Source organism: Arenibacter hampyeongensis (assembly GCF_002909255.1).
GTDB classification, from domain to species: Bacteria; Bacteroidota; Bacteroidia; order Flavobacteriales; family Flavobacteriaceae; genus Arenibacter; species Arenibacter hampyeongensis.
In genome coordinates this window covers 468721-492600 of sequence record NZ_PIOB01000003.1, presented here as the reverse complement: position 1 = coordinate 492600, position 23880 = coordinate 468721, and the positions used below count along the sequence as shown (strand labels likewise).

The 23880-nt window shown below is 40.3% G+C and carries 24 protein-coding genes; 1 reads left to right on the top strand and 23 read right to left on the bottom strand.

Annotated features, from left to right (window positions below):
- Nucleotides 1–4 precede the first annotated feature (4 nt).
- The 7 genes from traM to CWD91_RS10470 form a co-directional block, all read right to left on the bottom strand.
- Nucleotides 5–937, bottom strand: coding sequence for a conjugative transposon protein TraM (gene traM / locus CWD91_RS10500; RefSeq protein ID WP_103440888.1), 933 nt, complete (start codon nt 935–937; stop codon nt 5–7).
- Nucleotides 927–1541 carry a conjugal transfer protein TraK gene (locus CWD91_RS10495; RefSeq protein WP_103440887.1) on the bottom strand — a complete coding sequence of 205 codons (615 nt, stop codon included), beginning with the start codon at nt 1539–1541 and terminating at the stop codon, nt 927–929. The genes traM and CWD91_RS10495 overlap by 11 nt, the downstream gene beginning before the upstream one ends.
- A gap of 17 nt (nt 1542–1558) precedes the next feature.
- Nucleotides 1559–2401 carry a hypothetical protein gene (locus tag CWD91_RS10490; protein ID WP_103440886.1) on the bottom strand — a complete coding sequence of 281 codons (843 nt, stop codon included), beginning with the start codon at nt 2399–2401 and terminating at the stop codon, nt 1559–1561.
- Nucleotides 2401–2961: a conjugal transfer protein gene (locus tag CWD91_RS10485; RefSeq protein ID WP_103440976.1), complete on the bottom strand. Its 561-nt coding sequence runs from the start codon at nt 2959–2961 to the stop codon at nt 2401–2403. The genes CWD91_RS10490 and CWD91_RS10485 overlap by 1 nt, the downstream gene beginning before the upstream one ends.
- 92 nt (nt 2962–3053) lie before the next feature.
- Nucleotides 3054–5468, bottom strand: coding sequence for a TraG family conjugative transposon ATPase (locus tag CWD91_RS10480; RefSeq protein WP_103440885.1), 2415 nt, complete (start codon nt 5466–5468; stop codon nt 3054–3056).
- Complete coding sequence (locus tag CWD91_RS10475; RefSeq protein ID WP_103440884.1) at nt 5455–5739, bottom strand: hypothetical protein; 285 nt, start codon at nt 5737–5739, stop codon at nt 5455–5457. The genes CWD91_RS10480 and CWD91_RS10475 overlap by 14 nt, the downstream gene beginning before the upstream one ends.
- Nucleotides 5739–6026: a hypothetical protein gene (locus CWD91_RS10470; RefSeq protein ID WP_103440883.1), complete on the bottom strand. Its 288-nt coding sequence runs from the start codon at nt 6024–6026 to the stop codon at nt 5739–5741. The genes CWD91_RS10475 and CWD91_RS10470 overlap by 1 nt, the downstream gene beginning before the upstream one ends.
- Before the next feature lie 202 nt (nt 6027–6228).
- Here CWD91_RS10470 and CWD91_RS10465 point away from each other — a divergent pair, with 202 nt between their 5' ends.
- On the top strand, nt 6229–6891 hold the full coding sequence (locus tag CWD91_RS10465) for an N-acetylmuramoyl-L-alanine amidase family protein (protein ID WP_103440882.1): 663 nt from the start codon (nt 6229–6231) through the stop codon (nt 6889–6891).
- A gap of 140 nt (nt 6892–7031) precedes the next feature.
- On the opposite strand, the gene CWD91_RS10460 is transcribed toward CWD91_RS10465, so the two are convergent.
- From CWD91_RS10460 to CWD91_RS10385, 16 genes are all read right to left on the bottom strand, one after another.
- On the bottom strand, nt 7032–7469 hold the full coding sequence (locus tag CWD91_RS10460; RefSeq protein WP_069858943.1) for an acyl-CoA thioesterase: 438 nt from the start codon (nt 7467–7469) through the stop codon (nt 7032–7034).
- A 383-nt stretch (nt 7470–7852) separates the two neighbouring features.
- Nucleotides 7853–8029, bottom strand: a complete 177-nt coding sequence (locus CWD91_RS22680; protein WP_157943761.1) for a hypothetical protein — start codon at nt 8027–8029, stop codon at nt 7853–7855.
- A gap of 170 nt (nt 8030–8199) precedes the next feature.
- A complete protein-coding gene (locus tag CWD91_RS10450; RefSeq protein ID WP_103440881.1) occupies nt 8200–9393 on the bottom strand; it encodes a phospholipase D-like domain-containing protein in 1194 nt (397 codons plus the stop codon).
- A 2-nt stretch (nt 9394–9395) separates the two neighbouring features.
- Nucleotides 9396–10655 carry an MFS transporter gene (locus CWD91_RS10445; RefSeq protein WP_069858937.1) on the bottom strand — a complete coding sequence of 420 codons (1260 nt, stop codon included), beginning with the start codon at nt 10653–10655 and terminating at the stop codon, nt 9396–9398.
- Entirely contained in the window at nt 10655–12802 is a 2148-nt protein-coding gene (locus tag CWD91_RS10440) for a copper-translocating P-type ATPase (protein ID WP_069858957.1), read from the bottom strand. The genes CWD91_RS10445 and CWD91_RS10440 overlap by 1 nt, the downstream gene beginning before the upstream one ends.
- A gap of 125 nt (nt 12803–12927) precedes the next feature.
- The gene (locus tag CWD91_RS10435; RefSeq protein WP_069858935.1) at nt 12928–13221 is read right to left on the bottom strand and encodes a phosphoribosylpyrophosphate synthetase; all 294 of its coding nucleotides are present in this window, start codon (nt 13219–13221) and stop codon (nt 12928–12930) included.
- Between the two features lie 7 nt (nt 13222–13228).
- Nucleotides 13229–13879 (bottom strand): hypothetical protein, encoded by a 651-nt coding sequence (locus CWD91_RS10430; protein ID WP_069858933.1) that lies wholly within the window; start codon nt 13877–13879, stop codon nt 13229–13231.
- A complete protein-coding gene (locus CWD91_RS10425) occupies nt 13876–14769 on the bottom strand; it encodes a ribose-phosphate pyrophosphokinase (protein WP_069858931.1) in 894 nt (297 codons plus the stop codon). Before CWD91_RS10425 ends, CWD91_RS10430 begins: the two co-directional genes overlap by 4 nt.
- 12 nt (nt 14770–14781) lie before the next feature.
- Nucleotides 14782–16284, bottom strand: coding sequence for a thymidine phosphorylase family protein (locus tag CWD91_RS10420; RefSeq protein WP_069858929.1), 1503 nt, complete (start codon nt 16282–16284; stop codon nt 14782–14784).
- Between the two features lie 29 nt (nt 16285–16313).
- Nucleotides 16314–17690 (bottom strand): MBL fold metallo-hydrolase RNA specificity domain-containing protein, encoded by a 1377-nt coding sequence (locus tag CWD91_RS10415; RefSeq protein WP_069858927.1) that lies wholly within the window; start codon nt 17688–17690, stop codon nt 16314–16316.
- A gap of 153 nt (nt 17691–17843) precedes the next feature.
- Nucleotides 17844–18098 carry a hypothetical protein gene (locus tag CWD91_RS10410; protein ID WP_069858926.1) on the bottom strand — a complete coding sequence of 85 codons (255 nt, stop codon included), beginning with the start codon at nt 18096–18098 and terminating at the stop codon, nt 17844–17846.
- Nucleotides 18099–18146: 48 nt separating this feature from the next.
- On the bottom strand, nt 18147–18986 hold the full coding sequence (locus CWD91_RS10405) for an ATP cone domain-containing protein (protein ID WP_069858924.1): 840 nt from the start codon (nt 18984–18986) through the stop codon (nt 18147–18149).
- The gene (locus tag CWD91_RS10400) at nt 18979–19533 is read right to left on the bottom strand and encodes an ion channel (RefSeq protein WP_103440880.1); all 555 of its coding nucleotides are present in this window, start codon (nt 19531–19533) and stop codon (nt 18979–18981) included. Before CWD91_RS10400 ends, CWD91_RS10405 begins: the two co-directional genes overlap by 8 nt.
- 16 nt (nt 19534–19549) lie before the next feature.
- Nucleotides 19550–20380: a universal stress protein gene (locus tag CWD91_RS10395; protein WP_103440879.1), complete on the bottom strand. Its 831-nt coding sequence runs from the start codon at nt 20378–20380 to the stop codon at nt 19550–19552.
- Between the two features lie 55 nt (nt 20381–20435).
- Nucleotides 20436–21431: a 2-hydroxyacid dehydrogenase gene (locus CWD91_RS10390; RefSeq protein WP_103440878.1), complete on the bottom strand. Its 996-nt coding sequence runs from the start codon at nt 21429–21431 to the stop codon at nt 20436–20438.
- A gap of 64 nt (nt 21432–21495) precedes the next feature.
- On the bottom strand, nt 21496–23880 hold the full coding sequence (locus tag CWD91_RS10385; protein ID WP_103440877.1) for a phosphoketolase family protein: 2385 nt from the start codon (nt 23878–23880) through the stop codon (nt 21496–21498).

The following is a 23880-nucleotide window of genomic DNA, read 5'->3' as shown; positions in this document are numbered from 1 at the left end:
AAGTTTATTGCCCCATAGGAGCTTTTAAAATGAGTTTATAATTGTTGAGCACGGCTACTTTTGTTTTTCTGTTATTCCGTTGAAAGACTTTTTTGATACCGCTTACCTGTGGTACCCCAGCGATGTTGATATCGTCCAGGACATCATCAACCACCTCGTTTGCTACTTCGCCCCGAAAACTGTTCTCCACATAAATGCCCTCCAGTCCGTCCTGTAGATCGAAGGCCTTGAGCTTAACAGGAATATGATTGATATTATCAATTTTAAGGAGTGTCCGGTTGGGCTTAAAGCTGACAATGCCATAGATCAAAGTATTCTTAGGAATTTTTGTATTGCCCAATTGTACTTCTTGCAGTAGGCGCAGCTGCAGCCGGCTGTATGCCCGTACCACTTGACTGCCATCCACTTCTACTTTAACAACAGGGGGATCGAGAGCAAGGGATATAGGATTTGATTTTGGATCCGCAGCAAAAAAGAGCTGGTGCTCCAACGCCAATTCCTTAGTAGAAATAGGTAGCTCAGCTTCAAGTTCAATAGTATCCTTCTCTATGGGTGCAACCACCTTAGCTTTTTTGGTTTCCACTTTCCGGTACCTGCTTTCTGAATAGTCGATCCGCCCTTGGCTGTAGATGCTATCAACGATACGTTGTTTATCCCTGTCCAAAAAATCGGGATCATATAGCCCGGTAGAATCCAAAAACCTTTCATCATATACGCTGGGTGCATTTTTCACGCGTTCTTCTGGGATATTGTCTACAGCTTCCAGTTTGGATTTGTACTCATTTTGTTGTTCTTCCAATTGGGGTACTTCGGTCTGTTCCAAAGACTCTTCCGAATTCTCATCGTTTCCTATAACCATCATGGTATATCCCCCAATGAACAGTACAATGACCAGAATTACCGACCCAAACACGATCTTGTTCTTTTCAATTTTCATCCTGTATTTTTTTTAACGAGTTTTCGAAATAGTTGGTGATCAAAAGCCCATGGGTATTTTTTGGAAAGTTCCGGTCCACGTGAATCAGATTGCCGGTTGTCACCAATTCGTAGATGTCCGTTACCTGACCCCGATTGATTTCGAATAGGGTTGTGGTACGGAAGGTATAAGGTTCTTGGGAAATCTCTATTTCGGATTCGATCTGGAGTACCTTTTGGACCAAGGAATACTGCAATAACCGATTATAGACCCCGTCCGATTTTTTCTGTCTATATAGGGCATCCACCGAACTGTTGCCCAACCAAAGTGCTTTTTCCAAGTTCTTTTCATAGTTGCTTGGGTCTATATTGTAAAAATAAGTGTGGAACAATTCCAAATGGGACAAAACTTCTACTCCCAAATTTTCTTTTTGGGAAACCAATTTTAAGGGGATTACATTTCCATCGGTATTGACCATAAAGGCCTTGTTGACAGTTTCCCTATGCAGTTTTATGACCATGCATATGGAAAAGATGCTAGTTAAGGTTGCAGCTACAACTACGGACAAAACGATAAAACGATTTTGGTTCAGGATTTTGTAAATATTTTTATAAGGTGTTTTCATCAGTGGTTTTTTATTGTTTATATACCGCTAAATAGTTTCAACGTAAACGAGATAGCCCTACGGTACAATTTGAATTTTAAGAACACAATAAATCCTATGGACCCCAACTGTATTACAGGCGCAAAGAATTGGCTTCCCCAGTCCGTTCCGAACAGACTTGACCAAAAGTTGGTGTTCAGCTCGGTATATATAAAGTTGACAAATACATTGACCAAGAAAAATGCCGGCACCAACATATAAACCCCTGCATAGAGCTTAAAGAAATTGTATGCCAATGACCTAAACTTTTCGAATACGGCTAGGCTGATGATCAATGGAAAAAAGGCCTGCATTATCCCCAAGAGAAAGAAACGTTCTGCCAAAAACAAAGGATAGATGAACAGGTCCATCAACCAAAGAAACAATCCAATTATGAACGCCAAAATCTTTAGGCCGAACAAGGGTGTCACCAAAGCCTCATATAAAAGTGCCATAGCCTTTTTTGCTGCTTCGATCGCCCCCACATCCTGTTCTATGTCAATTTCCTGCATCTGCAAGGGAAGTAGGGCAGGGGCCGTGTCCCTATATTGAGACTCAACGGCCACCAAAATTGAGTCGAAAACCCCCAGCACCTGAGTGGAAAAAATGACAATAATGATTACCGCAAAATTCTTGGCCAGTTCGGCAGGGGTCAGTCCCCAGGTGTAACCTTCATTATTGGCCACGCCTTCATTGTATTTTTTTAGAATATTGATCAGAAAGAACAGTACCGCAAGGGTCTTCATTCCCGTAATGGTGTACCGTGAGAATTCACTGTTCTTAATGGCTTGAAAAACAGTGTCCACATATTCCAGACCGATACCTAAAAAAATGTCCGACATTAATACTTGGCTTCTCGGTTATTGATCTTGTCCTGCATTTCCCTAAAGGCGATTATTTCTCGATAACGGCGTGTTTTGGCCTCTATTTCGGCCACCATTTCCTTGGATTGCAGTTCCTTTTCCTTGAGGACCGCAGCCCGTTCGGCATCGGTCATTCTCAGGTTGTCACTGGACAGCACCTCTTCTATATAATCCATGCCGGACAGAGAGTTTTCTATGATGTCGTTGAAGGAATCCGAGATACGGGTAACTTCATCAGGTTTGATATAGGGAGAGTTGAAAATCTCCCTCAGGTCGTCCTGTACGAAATCGAACAGACGTTGGTTGCTATTGGCGAGTTCCTTTACGGCCTTTAGTTGTTTGATCACATCATTGACCTTATCTACGTTTTCCTTCTGTTGTTTTAAAAACTTGACAGTCTTTAACAATTGTGAGGTCTGTTTTCCCGACTCTAGAAGGGATTTCATAAAGGAGATGAAATTGGTGTTGTCGTAGACCGGCACTCCTTGGGCCGTGGCACGGCCTGGCAATAATATGGCCATGGTCAGGGCAATGACCATGGTAAGTACGCTTTTCTTAAAGGTTTGTTTCTCATATGTTTTACTCACGGCGAATCTATTGCCGAAGTGTTCGTGAATTTTTTTTGAAAATTTCATGTTTTCTTGTTATTTGGGTTAATAAATTCGGTTATAGCTTTCTCCATATCATTGGTATTTTCATAAATCCGCATTATGCGGGCGTTTTCTTCGCCATCGGTTAAATAGGCGGCATAGACTTCAGGGGGTACTTCCAACCTGAAAATGTTGCTTTCCTTCCCTATCTTGATAAACATTTCCGTGTACTTGCGTGGCCCGGAAAGATTATTCTTGATGGATTTTAATTGGTTTAGGTCATGGCTGGACAGGTTCAGCCTGTTCTTCAGTTCCCCATAGCCCTTTTCGTTGTTTAGGCTATAAATGACCTGGGTGTTTTCCAGTATGCTCGCCGAAGTAGAATTATTTGGCAATTGGTTGATGGATTGCAGGATGATCCCTATGGCCCCGTTCTGTTTCCGGATGGCCTGATAGTAGAATTCCACGCTTTCCAGGACATTCTCGAATTTCAGTTGTTTGGCAAACTCATCGAAAAGGATGATGCCCTTTTCCGCTCGATTTTTCCAAATGGTTCTTTGGATGGCGGACTTGATAAGTTTCAACATTACCGAAAGGATTTCTTTATTGTCCTTTACTTCGTCCAGCTCAAAAACGATCAAGCGTTTGTCTTCGATCTTAAAGGTCTGGTCCTCGCTGACCTCGAAAAGGAAGCTGTACAGTCCATTGCCAACATATTCGGACATAATATGGAGGAAGCCGGGGATATTGAAGTAATCGGCCTGTATTTTAAGTTCGTCCAACAAACCCTTTTGATGTTCCTCTATGAAGCGATAGAAGCTGTCCAAGGAATGGTTCTCCCCAATTATCTGATAATAATACAGTAGTATCTTTTTTATGGAGACCGACTGGGCTTTAGTGGCTTTTAGCTCAGAGGCCAACAATTCAAAAAGAAATACCGAAAGGTCCTCCAATCGCTCCGGGGTAAGGTCTTCAGGATTTTGAACGTAAAATGGATTGATGCCCAGGTTTTTACCGCTCTCATATCTCAGTACGGTGTATTGTTCGGGATAAAGTTTCGCAAACTTGGTGTAGGACCCTCCAAGGTCGATGATGACCAGCCGGACTCCGGCCTCGAAGTATTGACGGAGTATATTATTGGCCAGAAAGGACTTGCCTTCTCCCGTTGGCGCGAAAATGGCAAAATTCCGTGCTTTGATTCGTTTTTTTCTTTCATCCCAGACATCCTTTAGTACCGGAATGTTGTGTTCCCGGTCATTGAAGATGATTCCCGTAGCATCCGATTTGTAGTTGCTATTGTTTATGTACAAACACAGGGCATGTTTCAGGTCGGTCACATATAGGTCCTCGTCAGAAAAATTGGGGGAGAAACAGAAATAACTATTGAGGATATAATTTTTGCGTTCCTCCCCCCTGGGGTAGTAGGGGACAATATCAAGCTCTTTGAACTCGGTCCTTATTTTTGAACCTATTTTAGCAAGGCCCTTGGCTTCGGGATTCCAAAAGATGACATTGAGATGGCCACGGATGATGCGCGAGCTGTCATCGTTATTGATCTGGTCAAGAATCAGTTGGACTTTTGAAAGCGTTACCTTGTTCTGGGAACCGAAATTGGAACTTTTTTTAAGATCTTCGATCTTCTTGTCCAACAGCTTGCGCCATTTATGTTTATCGTCCAGGTAGATGATCTGGTTTACGATATGGTTTTCGTTCAACGCGAGTCCTATTCCATCGATGAACCCCTGATGGAACACAAAATCGTCCGAGGTAAAACGTTCATTGGTCTTGCTGCTCTGGACATTCTCCCCAAAGCAAAGCTCACTGTTTATGGCCAAAACATCAAAGAGATTCTCCCCAATGGAAATCTTGGACCGGTCCAAGAGGATGTCGGTATCAAAACCCTCATTGAACCCGTTGAAATAGTTGTCGGTAAGGGTTAGGATTTCCTTTTCGGTCAAAGGGACAAACTGCATTTTTCGACTGTTGTTGATATAGGAAACGGAGTCGTTTACTGAGTCCATAAAACTTTTAATCTGATCGTTCAGTTCCTGGGGAATCCCTTGGGGAACTTTTCGGAACGGGTTCACATATTTGGCATTGTTTAATGCCTTGTTCTTGGTAAGGATAAAAAACACAAAACACCTATGTTCTATATAATCACGTCCTTTGAAATGCTTATGTGTAGCCTTGGCCAGAAACGTGGTATTGGGCAAATTTTCAGAAGTGTACTGTTTCTTTAAATAAACATCCTGTTTGTGGATTACACATCCGATGGGTAAGGATTTGATAGCCTGGAACCAAGTACCATGGATATCCTCAAAATCCTTCTCGGAAAGGGAATAGATCTCGGGTAAGGAACCCTCATAACACAGGATTACATTGCCATTATTGGCAAAGACCATATTGGATCTAATATCCGCAATAGGATGGTGTGCCGAAAGATTAATCTTGTCCATAGCTAATTAATGACGATTTTTTATTGCTGATGATTTTTGGATATACCCCCCAAAGTGTAATTGATTGTGGGTTGTTTGAAATCCTGATCAAGGCTACATAAAGGCCAGCATTGAATACCAATACACCCATGATCATCGCAAGACTGAACGAGAAAATGATAACCATTAAAGAACCGACCACGCAAATCATTTGTAGGGCAAAAAAGGAGATGGATAGGCCGAATATCACGGCCTGTTTTCTGATGTTGCGATATACCTCGAACCTTTTCATTAAACGACTATTCCAATTAGGTACGTAAAGATGCCCACCACGGCACCTGCGATAAGGACAAAGACCAGTACCCTGGTTATACCCTTTTTAAGATCTGAATTTTCGCCAAAGAAATGGCCGGCATTGAACAGGAAGCCGATAAGGAAAATGACACCTAGGATAATGGGAAAAATGGTCCTAATGGTATCCGAAACATCATTGACAGAGTCTTCTATTCCCCCGATTTGGGCAAATGTTGATCCCGTCGTCATAAGTAAGAGGAAAAGAGTTTTAAGAGGTTTATTCATGACTGTTTGTTTTTTATGCTCCCCTAATAATGTTGGAAAGACCGATTGATGAATTATTCGTTATGGAATTTCCAAAGGATGGTAGAAATTGATAGGAATCGAATAAATTTTAACAGTTGAAAGCGTTAAAATTTCACGGATTGGAAGCGAATTCGACGAAACGATGAAAATTGTGCAACACGCACATTAAAAATCGAACAAAATGAAACGCCTTTGGATAGTTTGCCTTTGGATAGGTTTTGCTCTGTTTTGCAATCGCACACAGGCACAGGAAAATAGAAGACAAATGGTAATCCTTGATCCCGGACATGGCGGAATGGATTCCGGAGCGATTGGAATTAATGGAATAAAGGAAAAGGATATAGTTCTGGAAGTTGCGAAAGAAGCCATCCGATTGAACAAGGAATTGTTTGGAAACACCCTAGATATCTATTTGACCAGATATAAAGACACTTTAATTTCTTTGAGTAATAGGACCAAATTGGTGAAAGTATTGCAACCTGATGTTTTTATTTCTATTCATTGTAATCAGGCAGCAAGGAAGGCAGCACAAGGAATTGAGGTCTATGTGCAGCAACACAATACTTCCATGAGCTCAGAACTACAATTCGTATCCGAAAACTTGTCAGAAGCCATCTTGTTAGAATTCGATCAGGCTTTGGGGTTTAAAATTAGGGGTATAAAGTATGCCAATTTTCAAGTGCTCCGAGAAACCCAATACGATAGTCCAGGGGTACTTTTGGAAATAGGATTTTTATCTAATTGGGAGGAGGCGGAGCACAGTAGAAGGAAGGAGAGTGTTAGGGGATATGCGATGGTTATTATTCAGGCATTATATCAGTTAATAGATGCAGAATATTATTAGAATTCTGGTTAGATTATCAATAATAATTATCAGCGGGCAATAACAATTACTACAAATTATTCATAAGATTTGTATCTCTTTTTAAGAACTATGAATCTATATTCTTTAATTATTTAATTGAACTATGTTGGGCATATGAATTATTTTAAAATCGATTCCCCATAAAAATCTGTGAATGATTTTTTCCAAGGTTGAGGAAAGGGATGTTTTTTTAATTTCTCCATATCATAGGCCATTAACAACGATTTAGATATTGCCACAATTCGTTCATGTTTTATACTGTAGATTTTTCCTTCGCAAAGCACTCTATCTTCCAACAATTCAATTATATCCAAAGAAATGACAACTTGATCGGGATAGGTCAGGGGAAAGACATACTTACAATCCTGCCAGGCCAGTATAGGAACTATCTTTTTAAATTTGAAATCGCCTTTATGCATTTTTTGAAACATCTCAATACGTGCCGATTCTATCCAACGAAGGTAGACGGTGTTGTTCACGTGTTGTGCAGCATCCATATCACCCCATTGTACTGGAAGTTCAAGAACTACATAACTATTGGAAATATTATCTATCATGCCAACGATTATTTAAACTTTAAGCGATTCTACTGAATGGTCATTATACCATCTACGCCTATGTATTTAGGTTTTAGTTTTTGGATGGGCTATCGAGTATTTCCGACTGGCCACTCAACAATTTCCACCCGCTTTCCCGTTTTATGATTGTTCCCGATTCTATTATTGATATTGCTGATTCGAGTCCAGATGTATCTACCATAACCCCTTCAACAATTCCGAAATAATTTGCAATTTCGTTTGTTAATGGAAATATTTGCAGGGTATCCCATTCCATTTTAACCGATTGAAGTGCCTTATGGCTAGCATTCAAAATTATCTCCACCGAATCGAATGATAGGGCCGAACTGTAGCCAGGAGGAACCCAAAAAAAATCAGGAGAATCATCCAAAATATTTAAACTCCGCTATCAATCCTTCCTTACCAATATCCCTATGGTACTCCTGAAGCATAAGATAAACTTCTTTTGCCGTACGCTCTTTGTCCAGGCCATTGAATTTATTAGGTTTACCACAAGAAATAAGCATAAATAGTATTGAAATGTAACTTAGTAACTTCATATCCGTGTTGCAATTATTTTTTGTTTCTAAATAAAGTTACATATTTCACCATCAAAAATGGAGGCAATTCTTGTTAAGAGCAATTCTTCTTGAAATGTATCACCTGTTTTGCCTAAAACAACAAGTAATCCACCAGGGCACCAAAGATTATTTAATCATTTGCCAACACCTTAAATCCTATAGTTTTTCAAAAACCTTAAATGTGGAAGAAAAGTAAGAAAAAGCATCGCTGTACGTACCATTTGATAGGAAACCCAATTGGCTAACACTTTGAAAATACCCGCTCTATGACTTATAGTATCTGATGTAACTTCGTTACACTGGCTTATAACTTTTTCAAAGTGAACCTTAAGATTTTCGGCAAATTCTTCGGAGTGAATTTCTACGTTCATTTCAATACTGCCATAGCAACTAAGACTGTTCAGGTTAAATGAGCCGATAGTAGACCATTTATTATCAACTACTGTCGCTTTACCATGCACAACGGACTTGTTCCATTCATAGATCCTCATATGATGACTTAAAAAGGACGAATACAAGTGTTCGGTTGCCCTACGTACCAAAGGTACATCGCTAATGCCAGCTAGGATCACCGTTGTTTTTATGCCTTTTTTACAGGCTTTTTTCAAAGCCTTTGCCATAATGCTACCAGGCAAGAAATAAGAGCCTACGATTACTATTTCTTTTTCAGCATGAATTAAGGCATTTGTGTAGGCATCACAGACTTCTGTTTTTCGATGTAGCCAGTCGTTTTGTAAAATTCCCACAAGTGCGCTACCGGCCGAATGTAACACAGGTGGTATTTTTTTGAAGCTTCCTTTTTTGAAAAAGTAATCGCTGCATAGCTTTTGCAGATTCCTGGCTGCCGGGCAGTTGAGCTGAACAGCATAGTCCAACCAAGGCTCCGAAGCTACTGTTCCGTGGTATTTATCGGCAATGTTTATTCCACCGATCAATGCTACTTTTTCATCGGCGACAAATATTTTATGGTGCATTCGTCTTCCGATATAAAAATTGTTCAAAGAGAATAAAGGCGAAAAAAAACGAAGTAAAACTCCATGCTGTATCAAATCCTCAACAAAACTATTGGGCAATGCTGCACTACCATAAGCATCCAATAAGACGTATACCTTCACCTTTCTTTGAGCGGCTTCCTTCAGACTTGCAGCTATACTGTTTCCAGTTTCATCGTTTTCAAAAATATAAGTCTGTAAATGGATTTCCTTTTTGGACTTATCTATAATTTCCTTTAACCGTACAAAATAGTCTTCTCCCGAATGGACCAACTCAATATATTTAGTATTGTCGACAGAATTTAAAAATGCCGTTTTACTATGTCTTTTTGTTGTTGATTTATGGTCCATTACTATATTTTTTTATGTTGGTCGGCCAATAAAACTGGATCAATCTCTTTTTCTTGATGATTCAATAAATAAACCAGTCCCATAGCGCCCAAAACGGTTGCCCCGGAAATGATGAAGGGATAATAAAATCCACCTCCAATCAGCCAAGTTCCCAATACCGGGCCCAATATTTGACCGATACTGTTAGTGGAACTTTGTATGGATATATTTCTTCCCGTGTTCTGCTTGGAAATTAAGGAAACTGCTGAAAGCAGATTAGGTGTTACCATAGCTCCTCCGGCCGCAAATGTTACTATCGTAATATATACGTATAGCTCATTACTTAAGTAAGGGAACACAATTAACGAGACTCCGGATATTAACAGACCTAGTGTAATTTGTTGTTTTGAGGTCAATATTTTTTCGCCATAGGTCGCGAATACAGGCTGTAAAACGGCCATAACTGAACCACAAAGCATAAATCCAATACCGACTTGATTGCTTGTAAATGCCAACTCATCCTTCCCATAAATAGAAAACACGGTTTCAAATAAAGTAACCACAAATTGCATAACAAAGGATAGCAGCAACAAAATGATAAAATATTTACTTAGCGAAAAACTGAATTTAACTACCTCCGAAGCAATACGACTTTTTATTTCAGTATTCTTCAACCATTTTACTATGATCAGTACTACAATAAAGCCCAAAAGAGCAGCAAAAATAAAAGGAACCGAAAAACGATCTAAATGAAATACTCCGAAGGAAAATTTAAAGTGAAGGTTCGTTTGCGACAGAAATCCTCCCAAAACAGGCCCAAAAATAAGGCCCGAACTGATAGCCACCCCGGACCATGCCATTATTTTTGTACGTCGCTTTTCTGAAGTAATATCACTTAAATAAGCATTACTGACCGGAATGACAGATGATGTAAATATGCCACCTACGATTCGGGCAATATAAAGCATTGTAAGTGACGTGGCCAGACCCGTTAACAAGTTCATCACTACAAAACCAAATAGACCGATTACAATTAAGGGCTTACGACCATATTTATCGGAAAGCTTCCCCCAAACGATTACAAACAAAAGCTGGAACAGCGGATAAATACTGGTCAACATTCCAATATGAAAGTTGATCAGATCCTTATCTAGATTGTCTTTTAGCGCTAATCTTTCAGTGTAATAGGGTAGGGTTGGTAATAATATACCGTACCCCAACATTACCACAAATAAGCTCAACAGGACTAAAATTATCCTGTTGAGCTTTTCCTTATTATTCATTATTTTTTTCCTATTTTCCTTTTCAATAATTGTGCATTAATGGCTACTATAATGGTGCTCAAACTCATAAATATCGCACCCACGGCAGGACCAAGAACAAAGCCTGATGAGTACAACACACCGGCCGCCAGAGGTATGGCCACTACATTATAGCCCGTAGCCCAAATGAGGTTCTGGATCATCTTGTTATAGGTAGCTTTCCCGAATAAAATCAGGTTGGCGATATCCTGCGGGTTGCTATTGACCAAAATAATATCGGCAGTTTCAGCAGCTACATCGGTACCGGAGCCTACGGCTATTCCAACATTGGCTTGTGCCAAAGCAGGAGCATCATTCACTCCATCTCCAGTCATCGCGACAAATTCATTTTTACCTTGTAGTTCTTTAACGATTTCGACTTTTTGATGGGGAAGAACTTCGGCATAATATCCATCCAACCCCAATTTATCACTTACGGCCTTTGCAGTTTTTTCATTATCCCCAGTGGCCATCAACACTTTAATATTGTTCTTTTTGAATATTTTTATAGCTTCTGCTGATTCCGGCCTGATCTCATCTGCCAAGGCAATATATCCAGCCAATTTTCCATCGATTAGAACAAAAACCACGGTTTCAGCGGCATCACTATAGGCATCCTTGGGAATGGTTATTTTCTCGTCCCTTAAATATCCGGGACTGACCACTTTTACTTTTTTGCCCTCTACATTTGCTTCCACACCTTTGCCGGTAATCGCTTGAAAATTTTCAGGTTTTGGGATGGCAACTTTATCTTCCTTTACCTTTTTTATAATTCCAATGGCAATGGGATGTTCCGAACTTTGTTCCAATGCACTTGCAAGCCTCAAGACTTCATCGGGTGAATACTTTTTATCAGCCGATTCAATACGGGTAACGCCAAAATCACCTTTGGTCAATGTTCCTGTTTTATCAAAGAGCAATACCGATATTTTTCGTGATTCCTCAAAGGCAGTTCTGTTGCGAATCAACAAACCATTTTGTGCAGAAACTGCGGTGGATATAGCCACTACTAAGGGGATAGCCAAACCTAGGGCATGTGGGCAGGCAATGACCATTACGGTAACCATTCTCTCCAAGGCATACACAAATGGAAAGCCTAAAATCAACCAAACTGCCAAAGTGCCAAAACCAATGGTCAGTGCTATATAAGTCAACCATTTTGCGGCCCTATCGGAAAGGTTCTGCATTTTGGATTTGGTTTTTTGGGCTTCCTCGACCATGGTAATTACCTTGTTGAGATAGCTGTCCTTACCGGTATGTTCCACTTTGACTTTTAAGGTGCTGTTGCCGTTTACCGAACCTCCGATTACCTTATCGTCCAACTCTTTTTTAACTGGTTTGGATTCGCCTGTAAGCATAGATTCGTTCAAGTAACTGGAGCCTTCCACAATTATTCCATCCGCAGGAACTTTTTCACCAGGTTTTACTAAGATGATATCATCTTTTAATAAATCAGCCAATTGGATATCTTCTATGGTTTCACCTTTCACCCGATGTGCTTCCGCAGGCATCATACTGACCAATAATTGTAAAGCTTTTGATGCTCCTAGGACGCTTTTCATCTCTATCCAATGGCCAAGGAGCATAATGGCGATCAGGGTAGCTAATTCCCAAAAGAAATCGACCCCTGCTAAGCCAAAAACAGTCGCCGAACTATAAAAATAGGCAACGCTAATGGCCATGGCAATAAGGGTCATCATTCCCGGAGCCGCTTTTTTTACCTCGGACCAGAATCCCTTGAGGAAAGGCCAACCGCCATAGAAATACACAATGCTGGAAAGTGCAAACAAAATATATGGGTTTCCAGGGAGCAGTAAACTATATCCAAAAAAATCTTGGATCATTGGGGAAAAGAAAAGGATAGGTATCGACAATATCAACGTAATCCAAAACCGTTTTCTAAAGTCGGCAATCATCATTTTATGGTGGTCGTGGCCTGCCATGCCCATTGGGATGCTACCATGATCATGATTACCATGATTCATCTTACTGTGATCCATTTTTGAGTGATCCATTTTACTATGGTCATCCGATTTTGGGTCTTCCATTTTCGAGTGGTCCATCCCTGCCTTGCCGGCAGGCAGGTTTGAATGGTCCATTTCTGGGTGATCATCTTTATCGTGATTCATTTTCGAGTGATCCATCTTTGAATGGTCATCTTTGTCGTGATTCATTTTAGAATGGTCCATCTTCGAGTGGTCCATTTTTTTGTCCTTGTGATCTTTGTTATTGTCCATATTGTTCTATTTAAGGGTTAACGCAATTTTTTTCGCATTTCTTCCGAGATATTCTCGGCATATACTCCGTAGGCATCCACTAAAATGCCTTTGACTCCGTTTTTAGAAGAAATGGCATATAGGATACTATTATCATCCGTACTGCTCATGCCTTCAAAACGGTGCAGTTCATCTACTTCAAATTCTTCCGGATGGATTTCTATTTTCAGTGACGCACATTCCAGACATTCTGGCTTTAAGTTGAAATCATAAGTATATCCTCTTTGCTGGAGATTGCTTATGGCTTCTGAAAGGGTATCGTAATTGTTCATCTTTTCATTATTTATAGGTCATTATAAAATAGCTGCCGTCTTCCTCGGTAAATTTCTGAAAGGTCAATAAACCCTTGTCCGTCAATATTTCACTTGCGACATAAATTAACTGTTTAATTCGTATTCCAATGGCGTATGCTTTAATATTGATTTTAGATCTAATTTCTTTTCCATTCCCATTGGATTCCAACACCCGGTCATAAATTTTTATTTTACTATTGGAACCAAAAAAATTTAGCAATCCCGAATCAAAACTCATTTCGAGTTCAATATCTTCTAAGTTTGTCAAATCATAGAGTTCCTTGAAATTTTTGGACACCGTATTGATTTCGGTTTCCTTTGATTTTGGTTTTGAAAAAGGAAAGGCCATGATCATAATACTAGATTCTTCCGGTTTACATCGGTAAGTGGTGGTAAATTTATCGGTGGAGGCACCATTTTCATCAAAGAGTTCGGTCACGACCTGAATTTCATAATATCCATCGGCTTCTTTAAGCTCACCTGCCTCAAAGGTTTGTTTGTTCAGAAAGTTACCATTTTTATCAAAATTTTCCCGTACCACCAGCCTATCGGACAATTGTCCGATCAACATTTTGTCTTGGGCATAGCCGGAAATAATCATTAAAACGAATAATATTAAGTGTAATCCTATTTTCATAAATGGCGCATCAATTCCGTGACTTCCTTTGCAATGACATCGCTTAAATCAATGGCGTTCGATTGGTGTGGGATGGTATTGCAGGTAATAATATCCTGTACATCGGCATCCCACAAATCTTGATAGGCGTTTCCTGAAAATACGGCATGAATGCCTATACATATCGGGGGTTTCATTCCTACATTTTTTAAATGAGATACGGTTTCAATCATGGTCCTTGCGGTAGAAATAATATCATCTACCAAAACAGGTGTGGACTCTTTATATTTATCCACATCTGGCACAGAAACTTCAACGTCACGGTCGCCATGTCGAACTTTTTGTAATACGATAAAAGGAGCCCCTGCTTTTTTTGCCACATCGGAAACCCATTGCTCACTTTCGGAATCAGGTCCGATAAGTACCGGATTGTGAATCTTTGTCTTGATGTATTTCGATATTTCATCTGCAGCATGGATGACCCTGTTCGGAATATCATATACCTCGCTCAAAGAACTTATTCTGTGCAAATGAGGGTCAATGGTCGTGATGCTATCTGCAAAACCAGAAATCAATTTTCCGAAAAAAGTAGAGGTTACCCCTTCCCCTACGTGAAACACCTTGTCTTGCCGCATGTAAGCCAAATAGGGGGCCACTAAGCAGGTACACATGGCTCCCAATGACTTGGCCGTATGGCTCAAAAAATATAAAGGCAATAATTTTTCGTCTGGATTGTGCAAGGTGCAGATCATGACCACACACTTTCCCTTCACATCGGAAAGGATGCGGGTATAGGATTCCCCATCAGGAAATTTGCGTATGGAACATTCCCCTATTTCTGCTTTCATTTTTTTTGCTAACAATTCCGTGAATTCTTGGTTTCCCGGAAGGCTGAATAATATAGTTTTCATTTTTCTTTTTATTTATTCTATTACTATAATATCATTGTGATTCTCATAATATTCCAAGGCATAATTCAACTCGCCTTCAGATTCTGCAAAGAGCGTATAGAGCAATTGGCCTTTTTCTATTTTATCGTTCAAATGAACGTTCAATAAAATACCCGCAGATTTGGATTGCGGAGCTCCCGATAGTTTTGCGAGTTTAGAAACCTTTCGGTTATTTATTCGTTGAAGTACCCCTCTTTTTCCTGCCCGAATTTCATGCGAATAGGATGCCTTTAGGGGGCGTGAAAACCTTCCTTGTGCCCTGCAAATGGCTTCGAATTTTTTATAGGCCTTTCCCGATCCCAAAATTTGCGTCGCGGTTTCGTAGCCTTTATCTTTCACAACTTCTTCCGATAATTCGAGCAGTTGCCCTGCCAAGAATAAGGCCCTTTCTTTGAGGTCTTTTGGTGCTCTTTCTTCATTGCGCAGTACACTTAAAATATCGATGGCCTCCAAATTGGGGCCAATTCCCCTTCCAACAGGCTGGCTGCCGTCGGTAATAACTACTTTTACTTTTAAACCTACAGTATTGCCAACATTTTCCAATTGTTCTTGCAGTTGTTGTGCCGTTGCCAAAGATCGTACTTTGGCTGTCTCGCCTACTGGAATATCAATAACTACATGGGTAGAACCAGCGGCCGCTTTTTTGGAAAGTACCGATGCAATCAACTGCCCTTCACTATCAATATCCAAGGCTTTTTCAATTTTGATAAGCATATCATCAGCCGGACTTAATTGTGCAGTACCTCCCCACACAAAACATCCACCTTCTTTTTCTACCACAGCTTTAATTTCTTCCGATGAGAGCGCAACATTCGTAATTACCTCCATCGTATCCGCTGTTCCTGCCGGGGAAGTTATCGCTCTCGATGATGTTTTTGGCATTGTAAGTCCATAAGCCGCAACAATGGCCACAACGATAGGGGTTGTGCGGTTACCGGGCAAGCCACCGATACAATGTTTATCGACTATGATTTTCCTGTTCCAATCCAATTGCTTTCCAGAAGCGATCATAGCCTTGGTCAGGTCTGAAATTTCAGTGACATCCAATCTATTTCCTGCACAGGCGGTAATAAAGGCAGAGAGATGAATGTTGGAATAATCTCCTTCAACGATATCGGTAATAATCTCATTAAAGGCCGTATAATCTAGTTTTTGATTATAGATTTTGGCCCTTACATGACTTAATGAATCTATGGGTTCTAAATGGGATACTCTTAATGTTTCATTACCGGATACCTTTAATCTTTTTGCCGCCGCATCTGATAGTCCAATTTCATGAGGCAACAGAATGTCCGAATTTATTACGTTAAGGTTAGCCACTATAGAGTTGGTCGTATTGGCAACCCTAATTCTGGTAAGTGCTTCAAACCCTTCGGAAATACAAACGTGACAATCTTCTCGCATGTAGACCACATGCTCGTTCTGTGTGTAAATACCGAGGTGTTTGTATTTTAGGATATTTGACCGTTGTTCCATATTATCTGTTGTTTTTGAGATTTTTATAACTATCCTATTTTTTCAATGCTATAAAGCTGAGGAATTTCAGAATCCCAATCATAGGTTTCTTTTATTCCCTTTTGAAGGGCTTCTGCACCTTCTTTTTCCCCGTGCACAATGAAAATTCTCTCCGGTTTATTCTTTATTTTATCCATCCAGTCCATAAGCTCTGTATGGTCTGCGTGTGCCGAGAGACCTTCTATTTCTGCTACCTCCATTTGAAAAGGAACTGTTTTTCCATATACTTTCAATTCCCTGTTGCCTTCCAACAATTTTCTTCCCCGAGTACCTTCCGCTTGATAACCTATAAACAGCAGCGTATTATTGGGATTTTGAGCTTGTGTTTCAAGATAGTTCAGCATTCTGCCTCCTGTGAGCATTCCGCTACCTGCAATTACAATTTTTGATTTGTTGTCGGTTCTTAATTCCATAGTTTCTCGATAGCTGCTTACGACGGTGAAATATGAACACATCTCATCACATTCAATTTCTTTTAGTTTGTGCCAATCCCTAGTGCGATGGAATAATTCCAGAACATTGGCTCCCATAGGGCTGTCCATTATCATCGGGACTTTAGGGATTTTGTTTTCCTTTAATAACCTCCAGAAAATGAGCATCATCAACTGGGCACGTTCTACCGAAAAACTTGGGATAAACAGGCTGCCGCCTCTATTGATGGTATCATTGACCAATTTTTCAATCTGCGGAATGGCTTCCACTTCGTCAGGATGAAACCTACCACCATAGGTCGATTCTATAAAAAGTACATCAGCTTTTTTAGGTTTTAAAGGCGGATAGAGTAATAAATCATTGGTTCTACCAATATCTCCAGAAAAGACAAAACGTTTTCCGTTTACGTCCAACTCGATGAACGTTGCACCCAAAATATGTCCATTATACTGAAAACGAGCTTTGATACCTTCAAACAATGGAATCCATTGAGATTGGGGAATCGCTTTAAAATGCGGTATGGTATTTTCAACATCCTTTAAATCGTAAAGTGGTTCTGCGGGACTATGTTTGGAATAGCCTTCTTTATTTGCCCGTTCAGCTTCTTGTTCCTGGATTTTTGCACTATCGTTCAAAATGATTTTGGCAATGTCCAATGTTGGGTTGGTACCGTAAATGGGACCTTTAAATCCTAGTTTTACCAACCTTGGCAAATAACCTGTATGGTCCATATGGCCATGGGTAAGCAATACCATATCGATTTCTGAAACCACCACTGGCGGATATTCCCAATTTTTTAGCCGCAAATCCTTAAGTCCTTGAAATAGTCCGCAATCTATAAGTACTTTTTTATCCCCTGTATCCACTAAATATTTTGAACCGGTTACAGTACCTGCTGCGCCCAAAAAGTGAATGTTTATTTTGTTGTTGTTCATTTTTTTAGTTTAAAAGTGCTGTAAATAATTTTACTGTTTATTCTGAAATCTTTTTATTGCTAGTATCCAGAATCACTATTACCTTCTAACCATTACTATTGTTTATTCACCTGTTTACGGACTTCAAGGCTCGTGCTTTCACAATTCCAAATATTAAAGTCCACCACAACAGGAAGGTGCGTTCCCTTTGTCTTCATCCGATTTGCATAATTCCGCTATTTCTTTGTACAGTTCATGAAAGTCCTTTTTGATAAGAAGTGCCAGTTTCTTTGCGGATTTAGGCTCGGAGTTTACCATCTCCAACAGTGTTTCAAAGGCCTCTTCAAGTAACCTTGGTTCATCCTCCAATGCTTGGTAAAATGGCTCAAGGTCTATTTTGTTCTGTTTTTGTAGTGCTTCTGTTTTCATCTGTATTCTATTTAAGATTAATAAATGTTTATTTACTTATTTTTCATTTTAATGCGTGGTACATAATTTTTCCGAATCTTCAAGAATGTCTTTTTGTCGCCGTTTGGATATACCTATTTGTTCCAATAGTGAAGGGCTTTTGTTAATTTCCTTGCAGAGCACAATGCCTTTATCCAATAATTTGGACTTCTCGATCTTTGTCAATGTTGTTAAAGAGGTTAAGGGATGTAGGCCGGATCTGTCTATCCGTTCTTTTAGACCGTCCCCCTTTGGATAATCCCAACTTGTGAGCAACAACCCAACACAGGTTCCATATTGTATTGCATCTGTCGTGAAGCGGGTGTTAGTATATACACCACCTTGATGGAATTTGGTTTCATGGCCCTGCTGTTTCTCCCATTGTTTTTCTACATCCAAAAATCTGGATTGGATGTAGAGTGGAATCTTTACATTGCAGTTCCTGCCCTGATCACTATGATATTTGCATTCGATCATATAATGTTTATTGTCTTTTTGGGCTATCACATCCACTTCGTGCTGTACACAATTGCCCTGAACAATTACTCCGACTTTTGTGTCAAAACCTTCGTGTGCCAATAGTTTACCTACCAGTTTTTCAAATGGATAACCTGAAGGACCAAGTTCCATAAGTGCCTTTTTAAGCTTATATCGAGAGGCATTTACCCTAGCCTTGCCTTTGAGCATCCTGAACGCCATTTGATATATCTTTTTGGTAGTCATTCCATCGTACACTTCCTTTACAATATCTTGAACTATCTCTTCCACCAACAATTTATCGGTTCCAGCTCGTTCTAATGAAATTCTTACCTTTTCTATTTCAAAAGGTACTTTGTCCCCGTTTGCTTTTATAATATTTATCTTATCCATTGATGTGTATTTTTTTAATATTGGCCAAAGCAAAGACTATCAAGAAAAAACTTAAAAATATTTCTAGCATAACAACGAATCTGGCTACGTCAGAAGTTGGAATAATATCGCCGTAGCCTACTGTTGAAAAGGTAATCACACTGAAGTAAAAAAAGTGGTACAAATTATACAAGTAAGAGTTTGAATAATCGGGAACACCTTCAAATGTGGTAGGACTGAATTGGAAAAGACAGGCATAATCGGTTGCAAAGGAGAAAATACTTATGGTGATTATCAATCCAAAAACCCAAAGCAATCTCTCCAATGAATGACAGATTTTTATCAATTTTGACAGTCGTTTCAAGGTAGTCATCGTAATCACTATGGTCTTTCCCAATGCGGCTGTTATTATGATAATGTGGAATGGCAAAGTACTATGATCGATTGTTGACATTAAAACAACATAGAAGATGCCAATTCCCAAAATGGTGACGAGTGGCAAGACCGTTCTTCCCAACAATAATTTGTAAAAGGGCTTTTTTTGTATTTGATTTAAGCTATCCGACATTGAATTATACTTTTTTTTAAATTTTAATCGTCATTACCGGAAGTGCGGAATGGTTGGCCATTCCTTCAGCGATACTTTTGGAAAACAAACTCAAAAATCCCGTACTGCCGTGGGTGGACATAGCAATCAAATCCGTTGGTTCGTGTTTAACGAACGTGTTTATGCCAGTTTCCACAGACGGTTCGTTATTGACGTACATGGAATAGTTTTTCAAATCGGGAAACTTCTCCAAAAATCTCTTAATCGGATCCAGACCTGCTTCGATACTATTGGTATCAGTTTCGGTGTTGATTCGCAACAAACGAATATGGGCATTGCATTTTTTCGCAATTGAAATTACATGCTCGAAAGCACCACTCACATCCTCCATAAAATCAGAAACAAATACTATATTTTTAAAAGGGAACGCAACGTCATCTCCTTTCACCACGATTACGGGTACATCTGATTTTCTAATGATTTTTTCCACATTGCTACCCAATAATTCCCTTACGGTCCCTTTGGTACCACTGCTTCCCGTTATGATAAAATCATGATGAAAATGACCGGAATGTCGTAAAATATTGGTTGTTTCTATTTGGTATTCCAAGAATGTCTGGCATTTTAAGCCTTCCTTTTCAGCCTTTTTTTCCAATTCCCGTAAGGCGGATTTGGCCGACCCGATTTCCCTCAAGGTATCAGGGTATCTTTTTTCTTTTAGCTTGTCAAGTTTTACCCAGTCTACGGGGGTATGTATCAAGTGAAAGAAATGGATTTCCGCTTCATACAGCTTGGCCATTTCAATTCCCAAATTAGCTGCTTTGGTACAGTTTTCGGAAAAATCGGTAGGTACTAGTATATTTTTCATAGTGATTGTTTTTTAAGATTCATATATTTAAACGATTAAAAGAAACTTGTCGTTTTTAGTTATTAGCAACTTCGTTTCCCGAATCGATTTGTTTTTCAAAGCAATCCAGATTATAAATTGTGGTGTCCGCAATGTTTGTCAGTGCAGTATCGGTCAAGAAGGCCTGGTGGCTCGTTATCAGAACGTTGTTGAAAGTCATTAAACGCGCAATCACATCATCCTGAAGTATTTCATCCGAATGATCTTCAAAGAAGAGTCCTTCCTCTTCTTCATAGACATCCATCCCAAAATAACCAACTTTTCCTGATTTTAATCCTTGAATAACCGCTTTGGTATCCACCAAACCACCTCTACTTGTATTGATAAGCATTACTCCTGGTTTCATAAGAGAAATATGCTTGTCATTGATCAAATGTTTGGTGGAAGGAGTTAAAGGGACATGTAAGCTAATGATATCAGATTCACTGCATAGCGTTTTACAATCAGTATAGCAAACCCCATATTTTTCAACGAGCGATTCATCTTCGGAGGTATCAAAGGTCATTATTTTACAGCCAAAACCATGGAGTATTTTAACAAGGATAGCCCCGATTTTCCCGGTGCCCATTACCCCGACCGTCTTTCCATTCAGGTCAAAACCCGTCAATCCGTTCAAGGAGAAATTCATATCCCTCACCCTATTGTGTGACCTGATCAGTTTTCTGTTCAAGGCCAATATCAGGGCGACGGTATGTTCAGCAATGGCATAAGGGGAGTAGGATGGAACGCGTGAAACTTTGATACACAATTCAGCGGCCTTTTTAGTATTTACATTGTTGTATCCAGCGGTTCGCAGGGCAATGTATTTTATTCCAAAGGCACTTAGTTTATCAAGTACTTCGGCCGAAGCATCGTCACTCGTAAATAGGCTCACTGCATCTGCTCCCTGAGCCAAGGAAACAGTGATTTCGGTCAGCCGTACATCAAGTAGGTTAAGCTCGTGCTTGCCTTTGTTTGCAGCTACCAAATGGGGCTCTTCAAATTTGTGGGTGCTGAATACCGTTGTTTTCATTTTGTTTTATTAAAATTTATTGTACTAATTCTTGGAGTTCTAATAGTCCTTATAAAGAGCCCATTTAGTTTTTCCATTTCCAGTTTCTGATCTCGGGCATATCCAAACCGTTTTTCCGTATGAAATAGTTGTGCTCGATCAGCTTGTCCTGCATTTCCTGTTTTAGATAGGCCACTTCATCTCCTAGGTTCGGCAACCTGTCCAAGACATCCTGTACTAAATGAAAACGATCCATATCATTTAGAACCGTCATATCAAAAGCGGTCGTGATAGTTCCTTCTTCCTTATACCCCCTTACGTGAATATTGGCATGGTTAGTTCGATTATAGGTTAGCCTGTGTACAAGCCAAGGATAGCCGTGAAAAGCGAATATGACAGGCTTGTTTTTAGTGAACAACATATCAAAATCGGCATCCTTTAATCCATGAGGATGCGCCGTATCGGTTTGTAGCTTCATTAGATCCACCACATTTACAACACGTATTTTCAGATAAGGTAATTTTTCACGTAATATGGACACTGCTGCCAACGTTTCAAGAGTTGGCACATCCCCTGCGCAGGCCATAACTACATCGGGTTCCGCATCTCTATCAGTGCTCGCCCAGGTCCAAATACCGATGCCCTTGGCACAATGTATGACCGCTTCTTCCATGGGAAGCCATTGGGGTGCGGGATGTTTACCGGCTATCACGACATTTACATAATGTTTGCTGCGGAAACAATGGTCCATTACGGATAAAAGACAATTGGCATCCGGTGGCAGATATACCCGGACTATTTCGGCTTTTTTATTTACGACATGATCAATAAAGCCTGGATCCTGATGGGTAAACCCGTTATGGTCTTGCCGCCATACATGGGAGGCCAAAAGAATGTTCAGGGAAGCAATTTTTCTGCGCCAAGGTAACTCTGAGGTTACTTTTAGCCATTTGGCATGTTGGTTGAACATGGAATCTATAATATGGATAAATGCCTCGTAGCAATTAAACAGACCGTGTCGTCCAGTCAAGAGATACCCTTCCAACCAACCCTCGCATTGGTGTTCGCTCAGCATTTCCACTACACGTCCGTCTTTTTTAAGAAGTTCATCGGTTTTCATGATCTCGGCTTCCCATTGTCTACTAGTGGCCTCGAAAACTGAATTCAAACGGTTTGAAAGTGTTTCATCAGGGCCAAAAATCCTAAAGTTTCGTTGTTTTTCGTTCAACTTGATAATATCCCTTGCGAATTCTCCAAGAACGCGAGTATCGCCGTTTCCCATCTCTCCACGTACCGATACATTTAAGCCATACCCCCTAAAATCGGGCATGCGAAGATCTTTCAGTAAGATGCCTCCATTGGCATGCGGGTTGGAACCCATTCGCCGCTCACCTTTAGGGGCCAAATCCACCAGATCGGCCAAAAGATGCCCTTGTTCATCAAAAAGTTCTTCAGGTCTGTAGCTTTTGAACCATGTCTCAAGTTGCTTAAGGTGTTCCTGATTACTGGCAGCATCAGCCAACGGCACCTGATGTGATCGAAAATGGTTTTCCACGGGCAAACCATTCACAAACTTGGGGCCCGTCCATCCTTTGGGGGATTTTAAAATAATCATTGGCCAATGGGGACGTTCCCAATTGTCATTTTGAGCCGCATTCTCCTTAATCGTTTTTATTTCCTCGATTACTTTATCCAACAATGCCCCCATTTTCCGATGCATTGTCATAGGTTCATCGCCCTCGATGAAATAAGGCTTCCAGCCGTACCCTAAAAAAAGCTGTTCCAGCTCTGTATCCCCGATCCGGGCAAGAATTGTTGGGTTGGCAATCTTATACCCATTGAGGTGCAGAATAGGAAGTACCACACCGTCCGTTACAGGATTTAGAAATTTGTTGGAGTGCCAAGCGGTAGCCAAAGGACCTGTTTCCGCTTCCCCGTCGCCCACTATACAGGACACGATCAGATCTGGATTATCAAAGGCCGCCCCGAAAGCATGGCTGAGCGAATAGCCCAACTCGCCCCCCTCATGAATTGATCCTGGGCATTCTGGGGATACATGGCTGGGAATACCGCCAGGAAAAGAAAATTGGGTAAACAGTTTTCTCAATCCCTCTTCGTCTTGGCTAATATCAGGATATACCTCACTATAGGTTCCCTCAAGATAAGTGCTTCCGACGATGGCGGGTCCTCCATGTCCAGGACCCGACACATAAATCATGTTCAGGTCATATTTTTTGATGATACGGTTTAGATGAACATATATGAAATTTTGGCCCGGGGTAGTGCCCCAATGACCCAATAACATGGGTTTAATATGTTCCGTCTTCAGGGGTTGTCGCATTAAGGGGTTATCCCTTAAATAGATCTGGCCTACGGAAAGATAATTCGCCGCCCGCCAGTACGCATCCATTTTATCCAAAAGTTCCTGCGCTATTTGAACTGACCCTAATTCACTATTTTGATTTTCCAT

Coding starts and splice junctions, on each gene's coding strand:
- CWD91_RS10405 (WP_069858924.1), bottom strand. CDS start 18,986: ATGGATAAGATAAATATTATAAAAGCAAACGGGGACAAAGTACCTTTT.
- CWD91_RS10415 (WP_069858927.1), bottom strand. CDS start 17,690: ATGAACAACAACAAAATAAACATTCACTTTTTGGGCGCAGCAGGTACT.
- CWD91_RS10385 (WP_103440877.1), bottom strand. CDS start 23,880: ATGGAAAATCAAAATAGTGAATTAGGGTCAGTTCAAATAGCGCAGGAA.
- CWD91_RS10440 (WP_069858957.1), bottom strand. CDS start 12,802: ATGAATCACGATAAAGATGATCACCCAGAAATGGACCATTCAAACCTG.
- CWD91_RS10410 (WP_069858926.1), bottom strand. CDS start 18,098: ATGAAAACAGAAGCACTACAAAAACAGAACAAAATAGACCTTGAGCCA.
- CWD91_RS10475 (WP_103440884.1), bottom strand. CDS start 5,739: ATGAAAAGGTTCGAGGTATATCGCAACATCAGAAAACAGGCCGTGATA.
- CWD91_RS22680 (WP_157943761.1), bottom strand. CDS start 8,029: ATGAAGTTACTAAGTTACATTTCAATACTATTTATGCTTATTTCTTGT.
- CWD91_RS10390 (WP_103440878.1), bottom strand. CDS start 21,431: ATGAAAACAACGGTATTCAGCACCCACAAATTTGAAGAGCCCCATTTG.
- CWD91_RS10480 (WP_103440885.1), bottom strand. CDS start 5,468: ATGGACAAGATTAATCTTTCGGCACACCATCCTATTGCGGATATTAGA.
- CWD91_RS10495 (WP_103440887.1), bottom strand. CDS start 1,541: ATGAAAACACCTTATAAAAATATTTACAAAATCCTGAACCAAAATCGT.
- CWD91_RS10395 (WP_103440879.1), bottom strand. CDS start 20,380: ATGAAAAATATACTAGTACCTACCGATTTTTCCGAAAACTGTACCAAA.
- CWD91_RS10420 (WP_069858929.1), bottom strand. CDS start 16,284: ATGGAACAACGGTCAAATATCCTAAAATACAAACACCTCGGTATTTAC.
- CWD91_RS10430 (WP_069858933.1), bottom strand. CDS start 13,879: ATGAAAATAGGATTACACTTAATATTATTCGTTTTAATGATTATTTCC.
- CWD91_RS10490 (WP_103440886.1), bottom strand. CDS start 2,401: ATGTCGGACATTTTTTTAGGTATCGGTCTGGAATATGTGGACACTGTT.
- CWD91_RS10445 (WP_069858937.1), bottom strand. CDS start 10,655: ATGAATAATAAGGAAAAGCTCAACAGGATAATTTTAGTCCTGTTGAGC.
- CWD91_RS10435 (WP_069858935.1), bottom strand. CDS start 13,221: ATGAACAATTACGATACCCTTTCAGAAGCCATAAGCAATCTCCAGCAA.
- CWD91_RS10400 (WP_103440880.1), bottom strand. CDS start 19,533: ATGTCGGATAGCTTAAATCAAATACAAAAAAAGCCCTTTTACAAATTA.
- CWD91_RS10470 (WP_103440883.1), bottom strand. CDS start 6,026: ATGAATAAACCTCTTAAAACTCTTTTCCTCTTACTTATGACGACGGGA.
- CWD91_RS10460 (WP_069858943.1), bottom strand. CDS start 7,469: ATGATAGATAATATTTCCAATAGTTATGTAGTTCTTGAACTTCCAGTA.
- CWD91_RS10450 (WP_103440881.1), bottom strand. CDS start 9,393: ATGGACCATAAATCAACAACAAAAAGACATAGTAAAACGGCATTTTTA.
- CWD91_RS10485 (WP_103440976.1), bottom strand. CDS start 2,961: ATGGTCATTGCCCTGACCATGGCCATATTATTGCCAGGCCGTGCCACG.
- traM (WP_103440888.1), bottom strand. CDS start 937: ATGAAAATTGAAAAGAACAAGATCGTGTTTGGGTCGGTAATTCTGGTC.
- CWD91_RS10425 (WP_069858931.1), bottom strand. CDS start 14,769: ATGAAAACTATATTATTCAGCCTTCCGGGAAACCAAGAATTCACGGAA.
- CWD91_RS10465 (WP_103440882.1), top strand. CDS start 6,229: ATGAAACGCCTTTGGATAGTTTGCCTTTGGATAGGTTTTGCTCTGTTT.